Origin of the sequence: Undibacterium hunanense, from assembly GCF_014284335.1 — a bacterium.
Taxonomy (GTDB): Bacteria; Pseudomonadota; Gammaproteobacteria; order Burkholderiales; family Burkholderiaceae_D; genus Undibacterium; species Undibacterium hunanense.
In genome coordinates this window covers 142009-156969 of sequence record NZ_JACOGF010000014.1, presented here as the reverse complement: position 1 = coordinate 156969, position 14961 = coordinate 142009, and the positions used below count along the sequence as shown (strand labels likewise).

General features: G+C 51.5%; 12 protein-coding genes. 4 read left to right on the top strand and 8 right to left on the bottom strand.

Annotated elements, in window-relative coordinates:
* From H8L32_RS22730 to H8L32_RS28220, 3 genes are read left to right on the top strand one after another with little or no spacing between them, the layout of a single operon-like run.
* Entirely contained in the window at nucleotides 1-1455 is a 1455-nt protein-coding gene (locus tag H8L32_RS22730) for a mannose-1-phosphate guanylyltransferase/mannose-6-phosphate isomerase (protein ID WP_186949686.1), read from the top strand.
* A 23-nt stretch (nucleotides 1456-1478) separates the two neighbouring features.
* The gene (locus H8L32_RS22725) at nucleotides 1479-2273 is read left to right on the top strand and encodes an ABC transporter permease (RefSeq protein ID WP_186949684.1); all 795 of its coding nucleotides are present in this window, start codon (nucleotides 1479-1481) and stop codon (nucleotides 2271-2273) included.
* A complete protein-coding gene (locus H8L32_RS28220; protein WP_186949682.1) occupies nucleotides 2270-3514 on the top strand; it encodes an ABC transporter ATP-binding protein in 1245 nt (414 codons plus the stop codon). Before H8L32_RS22725 ends, H8L32_RS28220 begins: the two co-directional genes overlap by 4 nt.
* A gap of 60 nt (nucleotides 3515-3574) precedes the next feature.
* On the opposite strand, the gene H8L32_RS22715 is transcribed toward H8L32_RS28220, so the two are convergent.
* The 7 genes from H8L32_RS22715 to H8L32_RS22685 all read right to left on the bottom strand — a co-directional run bounded on the left by H8L32_RS22715 (nucleotide 3575) and on the right by H8L32_RS22685 (nucleotide 12127).
* Nucleotides 3575-4699: a glycosyltransferase family 4 protein gene (locus H8L32_RS22715; protein WP_186949680.1), complete on the bottom strand. Its 1125-nt coding sequence runs from the start codon at nucleotides 4697-4699 to the stop codon at nucleotides 3575-3577.
* A 12-nt stretch (nucleotides 4700-4711) separates the two neighbouring features.
* Complete coding sequence (locus H8L32_RS22710) at nucleotides 4712-5902, bottom strand: glycosyltransferase family 4 protein (RefSeq protein ID WP_186949678.1); 1191 nt, start codon at nucleotides 5900-5902, stop codon at nucleotides 4712-4714.
* Nucleotides 5899-6795, bottom strand: coding sequence for a GDP-mannose 4,6-dehydratase (locus H8L32_RS22705; RefSeq protein WP_222619465.1), 897 nt, complete (start codon nucleotides 6793-6795; stop codon nucleotides 5899-5901). Before H8L32_RS22705 ends, H8L32_RS22710 begins: the two co-directional genes overlap by 4 nt.
* An 8-nt stretch (nucleotides 6796-6803) precedes the next feature.
* Nucleotides 6804-7841 carry a GDP-mannose 4,6-dehydratase gene (gmd, locus tag H8L32_RS22700; RefSeq protein WP_186949674.1) on the bottom strand — a complete coding sequence of 346 codons (1038 nt, stop codon included), beginning with the start codon at nucleotides 7839-7841 and terminating at the stop codon, nucleotides 6804-6806.
* 242 nt (nucleotides 7842-8083) lie between these two features.
* Entirely contained in the window at nucleotides 8084-8749 is a 666-nt protein-coding gene (gene pyrE, locus H8L32_RS22695) for an orotate phosphoribosyltransferase (protein ID WP_186949672.1), read from the bottom strand.
* 78 nt (nucleotides 8750-8827) lie between these two features.
* Nucleotides 8828-11830: a glycosyltransferase gene (locus H8L32_RS22690; RefSeq protein ID WP_186949670.1), complete on the bottom strand. Its 3003-nt coding sequence runs from the start codon at nucleotides 11828-11830 to the stop codon at nucleotides 8828-8830.
* A 15-nt stretch (nucleotides 11831-11845) separates the two neighbouring features.
* A complete protein-coding gene (locus H8L32_RS22685; RefSeq protein ID WP_186949668.1) occupies nucleotides 11846-12127 on the bottom strand; it encodes a hypothetical protein in 282 nt (93 codons plus the stop codon).
* A 135-nt stretch (nucleotides 12128-12262) separates the two neighbouring features.
* On the opposite strand from H8L32_RS22685, the gene H8L32_RS22680 reads away from it, so the two are divergent.
* Nucleotides 12263-13036, top strand: coding sequence for an exodeoxyribonuclease III (locus H8L32_RS22680; RefSeq protein ID WP_186949666.1), 774 nt, complete (start codon nucleotides 12263-12265; stop codon nucleotides 13034-13036).
* A gap of 127 nt (nucleotides 13037-13163) precedes the next feature.
* On the opposite strand, the gene H8L32_RS22675 is transcribed toward H8L32_RS22680, so the two are convergent.
* On the bottom strand, nucleotides 13164-14876 hold the full coding sequence (locus H8L32_RS22675) for a bifunctional metallophosphatase/5'-nucleotidase (protein ID WP_186949664.1): 1713 nt from the start codon (nucleotides 14874-14876) through the stop codon (nucleotides 13164-13166).
* Between the last annotated feature and the right edge of the window lie 85 nt (nucleotides 14877-14961).

The window sequence follows — 14961 nt, the reverse complement described above, 5'->3', positions numbered from 1 at the left end:
ATGTTATTACAGCCTGTCATTCTCTCCGGGGGTTCCGGAACCCGGTTATGGCCGCTATCTCGTGAAAAGCACCCAAAACAATTGCTCGCCCTGATAGGCGAAGAAACCATGCTGCAAGCCACCGCCACGCGTGTGCGCGACTTCGATGGCAGTATAGGTGTTGCCCAGAGAATGATCGTGGTCTGCAATGAAGAATACCGCTTCATCACGGCAGAACAACTGCGTGTAGCCGGCTTCAACAACTGCGCACTGTTACTGGAACCGGCAGGCCGTAACACAGCACCAGCACTGACACTGGCTGCTTTTTCTGCCGTTGCCAGCGATAGCGACGCCGTGTTGCTGGTCATGCCCGCAGACCATGTCATCAATGACAAACCTGGCTTTCATCAGGCAATACAAAACGGCTTGCAGCAGGCGCTGGATGGTGCCATGGTGACTTTCGGGATTGTTCCTGACCGCCCTGAGACTGGTTACGGTTATATCCAGACTGGCGACCAGATGGCAGATACGCAAGTGCGCGAGTTGCAGGCTTTTGTAGAAAAACCGGTGCTCGAAGTCGCCCGGCAATACCTGGAAGGTGGGCGTCACTTATGGAACAGCGGTATCTTCATGATGCGCGCCAGCACCTGGCTGAAAGCCATACAGCACTTCAACCCGGCCATGTACACTGCCTGTCAGGCATCCATGCAGAAGGCCAGCCTGGATTGCGATTTTGTCCGTGTGGACAAAGAAGCCTTCCTGTCCTGCCCCGCCGACTCCATCGACTATGCGGTCATGGAAAAACTCGGTAATGACAAGGACCTGAATATTCCCGGCTATGTCGTGCCATTTGATGCTGGCTGGTCGGATGTAGGCGCATGGGATGCCGTATGGCAAGTATCTGACAAAGATGACAACGGCAATACCGTGCATGGCGACGTCTTGCTGGAAGATTCGCGCAATTGCCTCGTCATCTCGGACAGCCGTCTGGTAGCATGCCTGGGTCTGGAAGATGTGATCGTGATAGAAACACCGGATGCAGTACTGGTCACCAACAAGGCCAATACCCAGAATATCAAGCGTGTCGTGACAAGACTGAAAGAAGAAAACTACACGCAAACAGACAATCACCGCAAAGTCTACCGCCCCTGGGGTCACTATGACTCCGTAGACAGCGGCGAGCACTTCCAGGTGAAACGCATCGTGGTCAAACCGGGTGGTCGCCTGTCAATGCAAATGCACAATCACCGCGCCGAACACTGGATCGTGGTCAGTGGCACTGCCCTGGTAACCCGGGGTGAGGATGTCATGACCCTGGTGGCCAATCAGTCCACTTATATTCCTCTGGGTGTCAAACACCGTCTGGAAAACCCGGGTGACACCGATCTGGAATTGATCGAAGTACAATCTGGCGCCTATCTTGGCGAAGACGACATCGTCCGTTTTGATGATATCTATGGTCGTGTCGCGGGTTAATTACCGCTAAGGAAAGTAACGTTTTGAAAGCTGTACTTATCTCACTGTGGCACTACCGCCACTTTATTCTATCGTCCATCAAGGCCGAATTTTCTGGCCGGTTTGCACGCAGCAAACTGGGTGCCATATGGATGATACTTAATCCACTGGCGCAAGCCACGATCTTCGCCATCGTGTTATCCGAAGTGCTGGCAGCCAAGATGCCAAACATCGACAACAAGTCTGCCTACGCCATTTATCTGATGGCAGGCATGTCTGCCTGGGGCCTGTTTTCGGAAATCATCACACGCTGCACCACGGTCTTTATCGACTATTCCAATACACTGAAAAAGATTGCATTTCCGCGCATGTGTCTGCCCATGATTGTTGGTGGCAGCGCCCTGCTCAATCATCTCTTGCTGCTGGCAGCGATAGCCGTGGTCTTCCTGTTCTTTGGTCATATGCCTACCATGGCCTGGTTAGCCTTACCGATTGGCATGCTGTTGATAGTCATGTTTGCATTTGGCCTGGGAATCTTGCTGGGCTTGCTGAATGTGTTCTCCCGCGATGTCGGCCAGGTCATGGGCATTGTTCTGCAATTGTGGTTCTGGTTCACGCCTGTAGTCTATTTAAGCGATACCCTGCCGAAACAATATGCCGCCATGCTGAGCCTGAATCCCATTACACCGCTGGTCAAAATTTATCAGAATGCGATGTTGTACGGCACACATCCTTCCCTGCATGATCTGCTTACTCCTTTCCTGTTGTCATCAGGTTTGTTTATATTTTCTTTCTGGATTTTCCGGCGTGCCAGCGCAGATCTGGTGGATGCGCTATGAGTCAAATTGTATTGAGTGTCACTGGCGTAGGTAAACGCTATACAAAATTCGGTGGCCTGTTCTCACGCCTGATGCAATGGGCCGGCCTGCCGGTCAAACCGGCCTATGAATACTGGGCCAATCGCGATATCAGCTTCAATGTACCCGCCGGACAGGCCGTGGCCATCATCGGTCAGAACGGTGCCGGTAAAAGTACACTGCTGAAAATGATCACCGGGACGGTACGTCCTACCACAGGCCATATCGCCGTCAGTGGGCGTATCAGCGCCATGCTGGAACTGGGGCTGGGCTTCAACCCTGAATTCTCGGGCCGGCAAAATGCCTATATGGCGGGTGGCCTGATGGGCCTTAGCGGCGAGCAACTGGATCAGTTGATGCCGGGCATAGAAAGCTTTGCTGAAATCGGCGCTTTCTTTGACCAGCCCCTGCGCGTCTATTCGAGCGGCATGCAGGCACGCCTGGCTTTTGCCGTCGCGACGGCAGTACGCCCGGATGTACTGATCGTGGATGAGATCTTGTCGGTGGGCGACAGTTATTTCCAGCACCGCAGTTTTGACCGCATACGCCAGTTCAAGGAACAGGGTACCTCCATCATCCTGGTCACCCATGGCATGAGTGACGTGCGCAGCTTATGTGATCACGTCATCCTGATCGACAAAGGTTGCGTCATCAAGCAGGGTGCGCCTGATGAAGTCGTGGATTTTTACAATGCCATGATTGCACGCAAGGAAAATGAAAAGCTCGACATTGAACAGCAACGCAATGAACAGGGCTGGCTGCAAACCCGTTCAGGCACAGGACAGGCTTCAGTGACCAGGTTGAGTCTGCGTGATCAGGATAGCGATCAGGTTCTGGCCGCAGCCCAGGTCGGCCAAAAAGTGAAACTGGTGGCAGAAGTCCAGTTACGTGCCGATATCCCGGAACTGGTGCTGGGCCTGATGCTGCGCGACAAACAGGGCAGTGTTATCTGGGGTAGCAACACCTGGCATACCGGCCAGGTACAACATGGCTTGCTGGCCGGAGATACCGTAGAATTTGTACTGCCATTTGAATGTACTCTGGGACCGGGGTCTTACTCAGTCACCACGGCACTGACCAAGGCAGAAACCCATCTCGATGAAAACTATGAATGGTCAGATAATCTGCTGGTGTTTGATGTCATCAATGTTGAGCATACGCAATTCATAGGCAGTACCTGGCTGCGCGGTGAATTCCAGATCAATAAGCAGGAAGCTGCCTGAGATTACCCAATTACCCACTTATCCGCCAGCAGTTGGCAACTGCTGGCAGCCAGCATACTTTTATCGGTGACGGTGCTGGTCAATGACCTGTTGATAAAGGCGGGCATAATTGCTCGCCATTTTGTCCGCAGTAAACAATTCGGCATAACGCTGCTGGGCACATTGCCCCATTTGCGCCGCTTCCTGCGGATGATCCAGCAAATATTCCATGGCCTGACGAAAAGCAGCCGGATCACTGGGGGGCACTACCAGCCCGGTCTGGCCTGCCACGTTGATATAAGTCGTGCCGGTGCCGATTTCGCTGGAAATCATGGGCTTGCCGAACATCGCCCCTTCCAGCAGAGAAATACCAAATGCCTCTGAACGCAGGTGGGATGGAAAAGCCAGGGCATAGCACAATGTCAGCAAGGCGACCTTGTCCGGTTCTGGCAAGGCACCCAGGAAATGCACATTCTTCAGATTCAGGCTTTCGGCCTGGCGCTTCAGTTCGATTTCTTCCGGGCCATCACCAACGATGACAATGGGAATATCAGTACCGGCTGCCGCTTCCAGCAAAATATGCAAACCCTTGTAGTAACGCAGCATTCCCACAAACAGGAAGAATTTTTCACCAACTTTCTGACGCCAGTGCGCCAGCAAATCAGGTGCAGGAACCGGATAGATATTCTTGTCCAACCCATAGGTAATGACTTCGGTTTTATCCTTGTACAGCTCCAGTGTCGGGCTGGTGGCAAGATAATTGGGAGAAGTGGCAACGATACGGTCAACATCACGCAAAAACTGATGCTTAAGCGGCGCATACAGCTTCAGCAGATATTTTTGCCGTACGATATCCGAATGATAAGTCACGACGCTGGGTTTTTTGATACGCCCAAGAAAATGGGCGATGTCCATGAATGGCCAGGGGAAGTGATAATGCACCACATCAGCCTGCGCAGCCAGCTCGACAAAGCGAGACAGGGCAGACCATGAAAAACCGGTAGAAGCGATTTCAAAATTCAGGTGGGCTCTATGTACTTTATGCCCTTCAAATTCGATCAGCGGATGGCCCGGCTCGCGCGTTAGCGTCAGCACTTCGTTTTCCACACCCAGCCGCGCCGTCCCTACAGCCATCTGGCGTATGACTTGCTCCACGCCACCAAAGGTGTCGGGGTAGTAGGTGCGGTAGAAGTGCAGAACTTTCACTATGCGCCGTCCTTATCCGGATTGAACCAGTTGATACGCGGCAACCGTGTTGCGTACACAGGCATCCCAGGTCAGCTCTGCGGCACGCTGCAAACCGCGTGCTTTTGCCGTAGCCCGCCAGTCCTCATCTTCCAAAGCCTGACGCAGGCCATTCCGTATGGATTCCACATCTGCCGGATCCACCAGCATGGCCGCGCCACCGGCAACTTCCGGCATGGACGAACAATTTGAGGTCAGTACCGGCACGCCACTGGCCATTGCTTCGGCGATCGGCAAACCAAATCCTTCATACCATGATGGATAGGTAAACAGACGGCAGCCAGCATATAGTATAGGCAGCAATTGCTGATCGACAAAACCCAGGTATTTCAGCCAGCCTTCACGCTGCGCCTTTTCCATCTCGTCGTGTATGGCCTTGCTTTGCCAGCCCTCGCCACCGACCAGTACCAGTGGCCAGCGGTCACGAAGCTGTTGCGGCAGTCCACGATAGGCTGCCAGTAAATGTGTGAGATTTTTGCGCGGCTCTATGGTCGAAACAAAAAAACTGTATCCATCCGGCTGCAAGCCAAATTCTTTCAATATGGGAGCGATATCTGTCGCTGTATATGGATGAAAAACCTCATCCACCCCCAAGGGCACAGCCTGCACCTGTTCTTCTTTCAGGCCAAATTCTTGTAAGACTTCCAGACGGGTTGCCAATGAATCCGTAATCACCAGATCGGCACGTGCGATGGCTTCCGGTATGGCAGTACGCATACGTACTACCCTGGACTTTGGGTGCCAATCCGGATATCGGTACACCGACAGGTCGTGTATGGTCACCAGACTGGGTAAGCGACTTTCGGGAACGAAATAATTCGGGCTGTGAAACAAGCTGTTGGAGGAAACACGATTCAACTGATAACCTGTCAGTACCGGCAGGATTTTCCCGTACAGGCGCGAAAATGCCTCCATTCGCCCCAATTGCTGACGCAGACGATCTTTATATCCAGGTCTGGCGGGCTGGACTGATCTGGCGCTGACAACCGGCAGTTGTGTATGTCCCTGTTCGATACGCGGTAACTCGCGCCAAAAGCCATCCGACAAATATCGCACGGACGTAATGCCAGGTTGTGCAGGCAAACGTGTCGCCAGTTCCCACGCATATCGGCCTATCCCCGCCAGCGGCGGTCGTATGGCTTCAATGGAGAGAACGATGTTCACGCGGCATCCTTTGCCTGAAGCATCCAGGCCAAAGTATCGCGCAAGGCGATCTGCGGCAACTCACCAATGCATTCGCGCAAGCGACGACCATCACCCATCAGTTTATGTACTTCATTGGCACGTACAAATGCAGGGTTGACGTGCACGTTGATGGCATAACCAGCCAGATCCCCCGCCATCTGCAATACTTCCCGCAAACTGTATGCTTTGCCGGAACAGATATTAAAGGTCTGTCCAGCCGGTGCCAGTTCCAGCAAACGCGCATATGCCACGGCAACCGTGCGTACATCAGAGAAATCACGGGCGACATCCAGATTGCCCAGTTCGATATCTGTTGCCTGGCGTCGATAATGCTGAATGATTTTAGGAAGCAGGAAATTTTCCGTCTGGCCGACGCCCGTGTAATTGAAAGGGCGAGTCACAACGATGGGCAATTTATCCATCCATAAACGCGCCACATGCTCCATCGCAAGCTTGCTGACAGCATAATCATTTGCTGGCATTGCTGGCTCGGTTTCTGGAATCACTTCTGTTCTGGTATTGCCATAGATATTGGCACTGCTCGCCACCAGCACAGCGCGTGGCTTTTTGTCGAGTGCCGCCAGACCTTCCAGCAAATTGCGGGTTCCGACTACATTGACGCGATAAATCTCTTCTGCATCACCATGGGCAACAAAAGAAATCGCCGCCAGGTGGGCAACCACATCAGGCTGCACTTCTTCCAGCACATGACGCAAACTTTGTTTATCACACAGATCAACAGAAAAATTGTCTTGCCCTTGCGATTCGGCACCATGGGTGGTGCCAAATACACGATAACCGGCAGCCTGCAATTCCTGTGCGAGATACCGCCCGGTGAAACCTTTAATGCCTGTAATCAGGGCGTGCGGCATCGCAGTCATCAGAATGACGCGCCATTCTGGTTACGACGCACATCAGCCTCCACCATCATCTGGCACAATTCTTCCAGCGTCGTTTTTGGTTCCCAACCCAATACCTGTCTGGCTTTGGCAGGGTCGCCAATCAACAGCTCAACTTCAGCAGGACGATAGAATTTTGGATTGACGCGCACCAGCACCTTGCCGGTTCTGGCGCAACTGGCGATTTCATTTTCAGCTTCGCCTGACCAGGCTAGCTGGATATCTGCGGCCTTGAAAGCCATGGTCACAAAATCACGTACGGTTTCAGTGCGATTGGTCGCCAGCACAAAGGTATCCGGCTTATCAGCCTGCAGCATGCGCCACATACCTTCTACATATTCCTTGGCAAAACCCCAGTCGCGCTTGGCATCCATATTGCCCAATTCCAGCACGTCCAGTTTGCCCAGTTTAATCTTGGCAACGGAGTCAGTAATTTTGCGCGTCACAAATTCACGTCCACGCAACGGCGATTCATGATTGAACAAAATACCGCTGCAGGCAAAAATGCCATATGACTCGCGATAATTGATCGACATCCAGTGCGCATACAGCTTGGCGACACCATACGGGCTGCGCGGATAAAATGGTGTGGATTCCACTTGCGGTACAGCTTGTACCTTGCCAAACATTTCGGACGTCGATGCCTGATAAAAGCGGATCTCGGTATTCACGATACGAATCGCTTCCAGCAAATTCAAAGCGCCGATACCGGTGATTTCTGTCGTTGTCAGCGGCTGTTCAAAAGATACGCCAACAAAACTTTGTGCCGCCAGGTTATATACTTCCGTAACCCCGGTGGTTTGCAACAGACGTATGCTGGCCGACAAATCCGTCAGATCATATTCGACCAGATGCAATGACGGATGCGATGCAATACCCAATTCTTCTATGCGCCAGAAATTAACTGAACTGGTACGGCGGTAAGTGCCATAGACGGTATAGCCTTTTTCCAGCAGCAATTGCGCCAGATAGGCTCCGTCCTGACCAGTAATACCAGTGATTAACGCTTTTTTACTCATTACAAAAAACCTCTTCGCAACCGCGAACATTCAACATTCTTTTTTTAATCAGATAATGGACCGCTCTTTTGAAAACATCTGTGACAGCGGTCACAATTTATCCACAGTTGCCCAGTATACAATGAGTGTTCGCCGCACTGCGGAAAATTAATGCAAGCGCTTGTAAGTGATGTTAAATTTTATCGTTTATACAACTAAAATTTCGACCATCATTGCTTTTAAGACAATTTTCAAATGATCATTCAAGCCGTACCGTAACGCCTGCGGTAATTTTCGACTGCGTCTTTATATACCGACAATTGCTCATTGGCACTGACTGTAGATAAATAATCAAATAAATCGTTTAGATTGGCAATCGCGGTCACCGGCATGCCATATGCCTGACTGACTTCCTGCGCCGCAGAATGGGCAGATAATGCGTCGTCCTTGCCCGAACGCTCCATACGGTCGAGTGCAATCAGTACGGCACATGGGGTGGCACCGGCATGACGAATGATTTCCACGGATTCGCGTACTGAAGTACCGGCAGAAATGACGTCATCAATAATAACAACTTTGCCTTCAAGCTTTGCGCCAACGATGTTACCGCCTTCACCATGGTCTTTGGCTTCCTTGCGGTTATACGCAAATGGGACGTTTCTGCCTTTGCGGGCGAGCGCCACTGCGGTTGCTGAAGCCAGGGTGATGCCTTTGTATGCTGGCCCAAAAAGCATGTCAAATTCTAGGCCTGAATCGAGCAGGGTCTGCGCATAAAAATCAGCAATGCGTCCCAGATTGGTGCCATCATTAAACAAACCGGCATTAAAAAAGTACGGCGACGTACGTCCCGCCTTCGTCACAAATTCGCCAAAGCGTATAACACCGGCCTCAACCGAAAACTGTATGAATTCTTGTCTTAAAGTGCTCAAAATAACCTCTGTTTAGCTGCGTCACCAGGAACCCGGATACCAAGGATATCATGTGACTTTGTTGTTTTAATGTTTGTTTCAGGTGGAAACAGTCCTGGAAAATTCCGCCAATATTGCCTTTATGGCATCCTCATCCACAGATATATCTGTATCCGTTATATCTATGCTGGTCCATGCAAGATTTATCTCAAGCATATGCGTCCTCAGCCTGATTGCGATGTTCTGTAAATCCTTACGTCCACACAAATCCAGATAAAAATCCCCGGCCTGAAATTCAACGATATCGTCAGGCAGGCTCAATTCAGGCAAGTGCAGGAATTTGCACGTCCAGGATCTCGCATAGCGGAAATCGTGATCGTCGTGCAATACAGTCTCTATGCGCAAGTCAGGTCTGCTCAGCATCAAGTGCTCCAGCAAGAACTTCAAACCGGGTGGAACCGGCTCTCCTTGCTGGCACCACGGGCTTACATCCACCATGATCAGGCGTTTGCCAGTGCGTCTTTGCTGCGTCACAAGACAACGGGCAAGTTCAGGCAAGTCATCCTCCAAAGAAGCTGACAAAGGCGTGACTTTGGCAATCGCGTCCAGACTTCTATGCAAGCGGGCAGAAGGCTCATTTTCAGAAAACCATTCTATGGCTTCAAAATACTTTCTCGCAATCAAAGCAGGTGCATGCTGCGTCTGAAGCATGTTGCGCGCCGCTTGTCCCATCGCTTGCCGGCCTGATGCGTCATGGCGGACTTGTTCTATTGCTTTCAACAGTTCAGATGGTACAAAATCATCCGCAATGGATACCACACAGTCTGGCGGCAACTCTGCCATGGAACCATTGCGATTCACGATGACAGGCAATCCATAGGCCATGCATTCAAGCACGGCTGCCGACGTTTCACCACGCGAATAGGTACGCAATTGAACCGCCACGTCAGCCGCCTGCAAATAGTGGCTATACGCGGTTGGCTCAATAAATCCCGTGATACTGATGCGACCCGCTGCCGCACATTTCTGGATATCTTTTTGCAATTTTGCGCCGTAACTGCCCGCATCATTCTTGCCCACGAAAACAAGGTGACAACGGGCATCACCGGCAAATGAAGAAGCCAGCCAGGTCTCCAGCAATACCTGATTCAGTTTGGTGGCACCGAGCATGCCGAAAGAGCAAATGACAAAATCATCTTCCTTCAAGCCCAGAGCTTCTCGCGCCAGGCGCTTGTCCAGCTGTACGGGTATTTTGCGCAACAGCGCAACCTGCTTCCAGTGAGCAGTTTGCTGTGCAGTGCCCCAGAAACGTCCCAATTCCATGGCATGGGCAGAATGTACGATAACACCTTCGGCCATGTCCAGCAAACCGCCGCTACAAGGAAATTTCCGGATCAAGGCAACTTCATCTTTGGCATCACGTCGCTCCAGCAGCCCCGCATAAGCATGCGACAAATACATATGCGAAGTCCAGATACCCGGTATCTGCCTGCTCATTTCCAGATGTGCCAGAGAATCACCCAAAAAGTAATCATGCAATACGATCACGCCTGGATAATCTGAAAACAGGGGATACATGAAAGCATGCGCCGGCGAATTACCAAAATGGTAAACGGTACGGTCAAACTCATCGGCATGACGGACGAACCAGTTGATGTCACGGATACTGAAATTGGCGTTGAGCCAGGGTGAAACAACTTCATCCTGTTCACAAATCAGGCTTATATCGTAGTAGTCAGCCAGTTCTGGCAAGAGATCAGCGCTGTAATTGGCAATCCCTGTAGCCATAGGTGGCAACGGTGAAATATAGGCGAGTCTGGGTTTGGTTCTATGCGAATGCTGCGTGAGCCTGGCGCTGACGGCAGCGTTCTGCCCGGCATGACTGTGCTGTATTGCTTCAATTGCTTTTTTGGCCGATGCATCCCACGAAAATTTCTTTGCCTGCATTAAACCGTGCTGACGCAGGTGTTCAGAAAATGCAGGATTTTGCAGTACCTCAACCATCTTGCTGGCAATGGATTTGATGTCTCTGGGATTAAACAAAGCCTCCGGACAACCAAGCACCTCAGGCAAGCTGCTGGTATTCGACGCGATCACCGGTGCGCCGCAAGACATGGCTTCCAAAGCAGGCAAACCAAAGCCCTCATGCCATGATGGAAATACAAATAATGCACATGCCTGATAGAGCAAGGGCAAGTCTGCATCTGGCACAAAACCCGTCAATACCACATCGTCTTCAGCCAGCCCCAATTTTCGTCCCAATGCACCTAAACGCTGACGCACGGCATCCTGCACGCTGCATACTATCGCCAGTTGATATTGCTGACGCAGGGCGACAGGTAATTCTGCATAGGCAGAGATCAGGCCTTCAATATTTTTGCGTATATCTATACCGCCGGTATACATGATGAAACTGCGCTGCAGACCGTAGCGTTTACGCAAATCTGCCTTTGCACTGAGCGCTTCCTGCGTTCCCATACATAACTGAAAATCCTCGTCCACCGCAGATGAAATATTCACCACACGTTCAGACGGCAGTTGCAGTAACTCAATACCTTCCTGCCTCGAAAAATCAGAGATGGCCAGTAACAGATCTGCCCTTTTCAGGCTGGCCAGCTTGCGGTAATACCATGCGCGTTGAGATGGGTGTTGCAAGTACTGCTTTTCGTACACCAGCGGTATGAGGTCATACAGGGTAACGGCTGTCACCAGACGCTCGTCCGTCAAACCGACACTGGATACGGCGTCATCACCAGAACCTTCAAACAGGCTGGTCACATGGACGAAATCAGGACGTATACTGGCAAGGGCATGCTCCCGGACCAGTTCTGCCGTACGGTTACGCCAATAATTGTCTGGCCCCAATTCTGCAACAGGGGCCGGCGTACGCCAGGTAACTATCTGTTCACTCGGCACCAGGTCTGCAAAAATGTTTCTCAAAGGCTGTATCGTTTCAGGAAACAAACCACTTAGCATCAACCATATGTCATGCTGCCCGGCGTTGTTTGCCACGGCCTTGGCGAGGGCAAGGGAATAGCGGCCTATGCCGCGATCACGGCTACCGGTTGATTGGCATGCCTGTAAATCTATTAGGATACGCATAACGAATGGTGCTCACTATTCCATATGTTTGTTGTGTTTTATTCGATTTTGCAGCTCGATTAATACTTTTCTGCCTTCAGGACCAAGTCGCTCCGTGTCATCACGCTTTACCTCAAGCGGACGGACTTCGACTGGATGAGCCCTGGTTTTTTTGACCAAACGCCTGGTATCCAGATACAGTTTCTGCCAGCCGCCAGACTTGAGCAATTGAGACACCAGCCGTAGCGGAGCAGTGATTCTCCACGAAGAACTGGTATACACTGCCTTCAGCTCTGCACGCAATTGATCTTCATTCATGGTCATAAGCAATCTAAAATCGTACGCAAATAGCTTGCCAGTATAAACCATCAACTACCCGGCTCCACCCAAGTTCACACGCTTGGCTGGCATCTGGTATGCTTTTCCACTTCGTATCCGGAACCCATACTCATCATGACCAAAATCATCTCCGCCAATCTGAACGGCATACGTTCAGCCGCCAAAAAAGGTTTTTTTGAATGGATGGAAAAAGAAAAACCGGATGTCGTCTGCGTGCAGGAACTGAAAGCACAGGAAGCAGACATGACGCCCGACTTTTTGAATCCACATGCTTATCATGGCCATTTTCACTATGCTGAGAAAAAAGGCTATTCAGGCGTAGGCGTCTACAGCAAAAAACAGCCGGATGCAGTCATGATCGGTTTCGGTTGTCAGGAATTCGACGACGAAGGACGTTATGTTCGTTGTGATTTTGGTAATTTATCGGTTATTTCCGTGTATTGCCCGTCCGGTTCTTCATCACCTGAGAGGCAAGAGGCAAAATTTCGCTTCATGGATGCTTTCTTCCCCCATCTGCAAGCATTAATCGCCGAAGGCAGGGAAATCATCATCTGTGGTGACTGGAATATCGCCCACAAGGAAATCGACTTAAAGAACTGGAAGAGCAATCAAAAGAATTCCGGCTTCCTGCCGGAAGAGCGCGCCTGGATGACACGCCTGTTTGACGAACAAGGCTGGCTGGACGTATACCGTCACCTGCACCCTGAAACGACTGGCGATGCCTATACCTGGTGGAGCAATCGTGGCCAGGCCTGGGCAAATAACGTCGGCTGGCGTATCGATTACCACGTTGCCACTGGCGGCATAGGTAAGAAAGCGCACTCGGCATCCATCTATAAAGAGCAACGTTTTTCCGACCACGCGCCCTTGATCATCCATTACAAATGAGCAGACACCAAACATTGGTGTGACCAAAATGTCATTTCCTCAGGGAATTCGCCTGCTGTAAGCCAGATATGAAGATATGACTGCGATCACAGCCCTGTAGATATATCGGGGCTGTGATGCAGCTCACTCAAGGCTTGGCAGTGCTGCCTTCCACACGTTTGACACGATCACGCCTGACTTCACCCAGCTTGCTACCCTGCTCGCGTACATACGATTCAAAAGCTTCCAGGTCGCGGCCGACGATTTCGCGCTCCTTGCCTTGCTTCAGTATGCTGAAGCCATCACCACCATCTGCCAGGAAGCTGTTGACGACAACCAGGTATTGTTGATTCATATCCAGTGGCTTGCCCTTGATCAGCACACTGCTGACACGCTTTTCTGCAGTCGCCTGCGGATCCCAGCTATAGGTGATGGTATGAGATACAAACAGTTTTTTGGGGTCATCAATGCTGCGGCCTTCCCACTGCTGCTGCAACAAACCCAGCACCTGGGCGCCACTGAGGCGCATGCGCACCAGATTGTTCCCAAATGGCTGGGCAGCATACAGGTCCCCATAATTGATGGCGACAGCGCCTTGCGGCTTGCCGGATGGCAGGTCACTGCGTATTCCACCAGCATTCATGAATGCGATATCGCCCCCACCCATATGCTGCGCATGGTGCAACTGTGCATCAGCGATGATGTTACCCAGACTGCTGTCAAATGCGCCACCTTCAGCAGCACGCAGCAAAGGTGCATTCAGATTGACGATCGGGCGCTGGCGCAGGCCGGCAGTCTGGTTTGCTACCAGATCCACCAGCACCTGTGCTGCCGGATCCGGTTTCAGGACTTGCTGATCAATAAGATGATTCACCGCCACAGCCTTGATCACCGTATTGCTGTTGCGATCAATGGTCAGCGTCGATTCTGTCAAAAACGAGCCATAACTGCGCCCCTGTACCACGAGTCGCCCGTCGATCTTGCAGGTATAGCCCTGATGCGAATGCCCGGACACGACCAGACTGATGGCTCTGTCCAGTTTTTTGCTGATCTCTATGATAGGGCCTTGTAAACCCTCGCAACGATAGGTCGGATCATTTTCTGCGCCCTTGTATATGGCACCTTCATGTATCAGTACCACAATCGCGGCCACACCCTGTTTTTGCAGCTCGGGCACATAGCGGTTGATGGCAGTGGCTTCATCTTCAAAGCGCAGGTGCTTGACGGCATCACCTGCCACCAGGTTTGGTACATCTGAAGTCACGGCACCGATGAAACCGACTTTGACATCTCCTACCTGACGGATCACATACGGTGTCAGCCAGGGTGTGCTGCTACCCTGCTCATAGACATTTGCGCCCAGATAGGTAAAGCGGGCACCGCTGAATCCCTGGTAAGCACAGCCTGCAGTCGGGCAGTTACCACTGATCCTGCGCATCAGGTCGGCAGTGCCATTATCAAATTCATGATTACCTACAGCAGTGGCAGACAGATCCAGCCGGTTCATGGCCTCGATCACTGGTTCATCCTTCATCAGTGCTGAGCCCATCGGCGACGCACCGATCAGATCACCACCGCCCACCAGGATACTGTTGGCAACGGCCTTGCGTCGCTCACTCAGCTTGCTCGTGAGATAGGCATAGCCACCAGCCGGTACGGAAATTTTTTCACCGGGCCGTGCCGGGTCCGCCTTGGTCGCCGTATATGGCACGGGCTGGCTGGCCTGCAGATTACCGTGAAAATCATTGATGCTGAAGATAGTGATATCGGTGGTCGCAGATTTGTCGGCGACCTGGTTGCTGGCGCAGGCTGCGAGAAGTGATACCGTCAGCAAGGAGGCGATAATTTTACTTTTTTGCATACATACTTATCTCTAAAACCAAAGAAAAAGGCCTGTAACAACAAGGTTGTTACAGGCCCGGAACCATCTAGCTGCCGTGAGATTG

Bases quoted from the DNA above. Each gene is read 5' to 3' on its own strand.
- H8L32_RS22705 (WP_222619465.1), bottom strand. From the start codon at position 6,795: ATGCCGCACGCCCTGATTACAGGCATTAAAGGTTTCACCGGGCGGTAT.
- H8L32_RS22675 (WP_186949664.1), bottom strand. From the start codon at position 14,876: ATGCAAAAAAGTAAAATTATCGCCTCCTTGCTGACGGTATCACTTCTC.
- H8L32_RS22685 (WP_186949668.1), bottom strand. From the start codon at position 12,127: ATGAATGAAGATCAATTGCGTGCAGAGCTGAAGGCAGTGTATACCAGT.
- H8L32_RS22690 (WP_186949670.1), bottom strand. From the start codon at position 11,830: ATGCGTATCCTAATAGATTTACAGGCATGCCAATCAACCGGTAGCCGT.
- H8L32_RS22680 (WP_186949666.1), top strand. From the start codon at position 12,263: ATGACCAAAATCATCTCCGCCAATCTGAACGGCATACGTTCAGCCGCC.
- H8L32_RS22730 (WP_186949686.1), top strand. From the start codon at position 1: ATGTTATTACAGCCTGTCATTCTCTCCGGGGGTTCCGGAACCCGGTTA.
- H8L32_RS28220 (WP_186949682.1), top strand. From the start codon at position 2,270: ATGAGTCAAATTGTATTGAGTGTCACTGGCGTAGGTAAACGCTATACA.
- gmd (WP_186949674.1), bottom strand. From the start codon at position 7,841: ATGAGTAAAAAAGCGTTAATCACTGGTATTACTGGTCAGGACGGAGCC.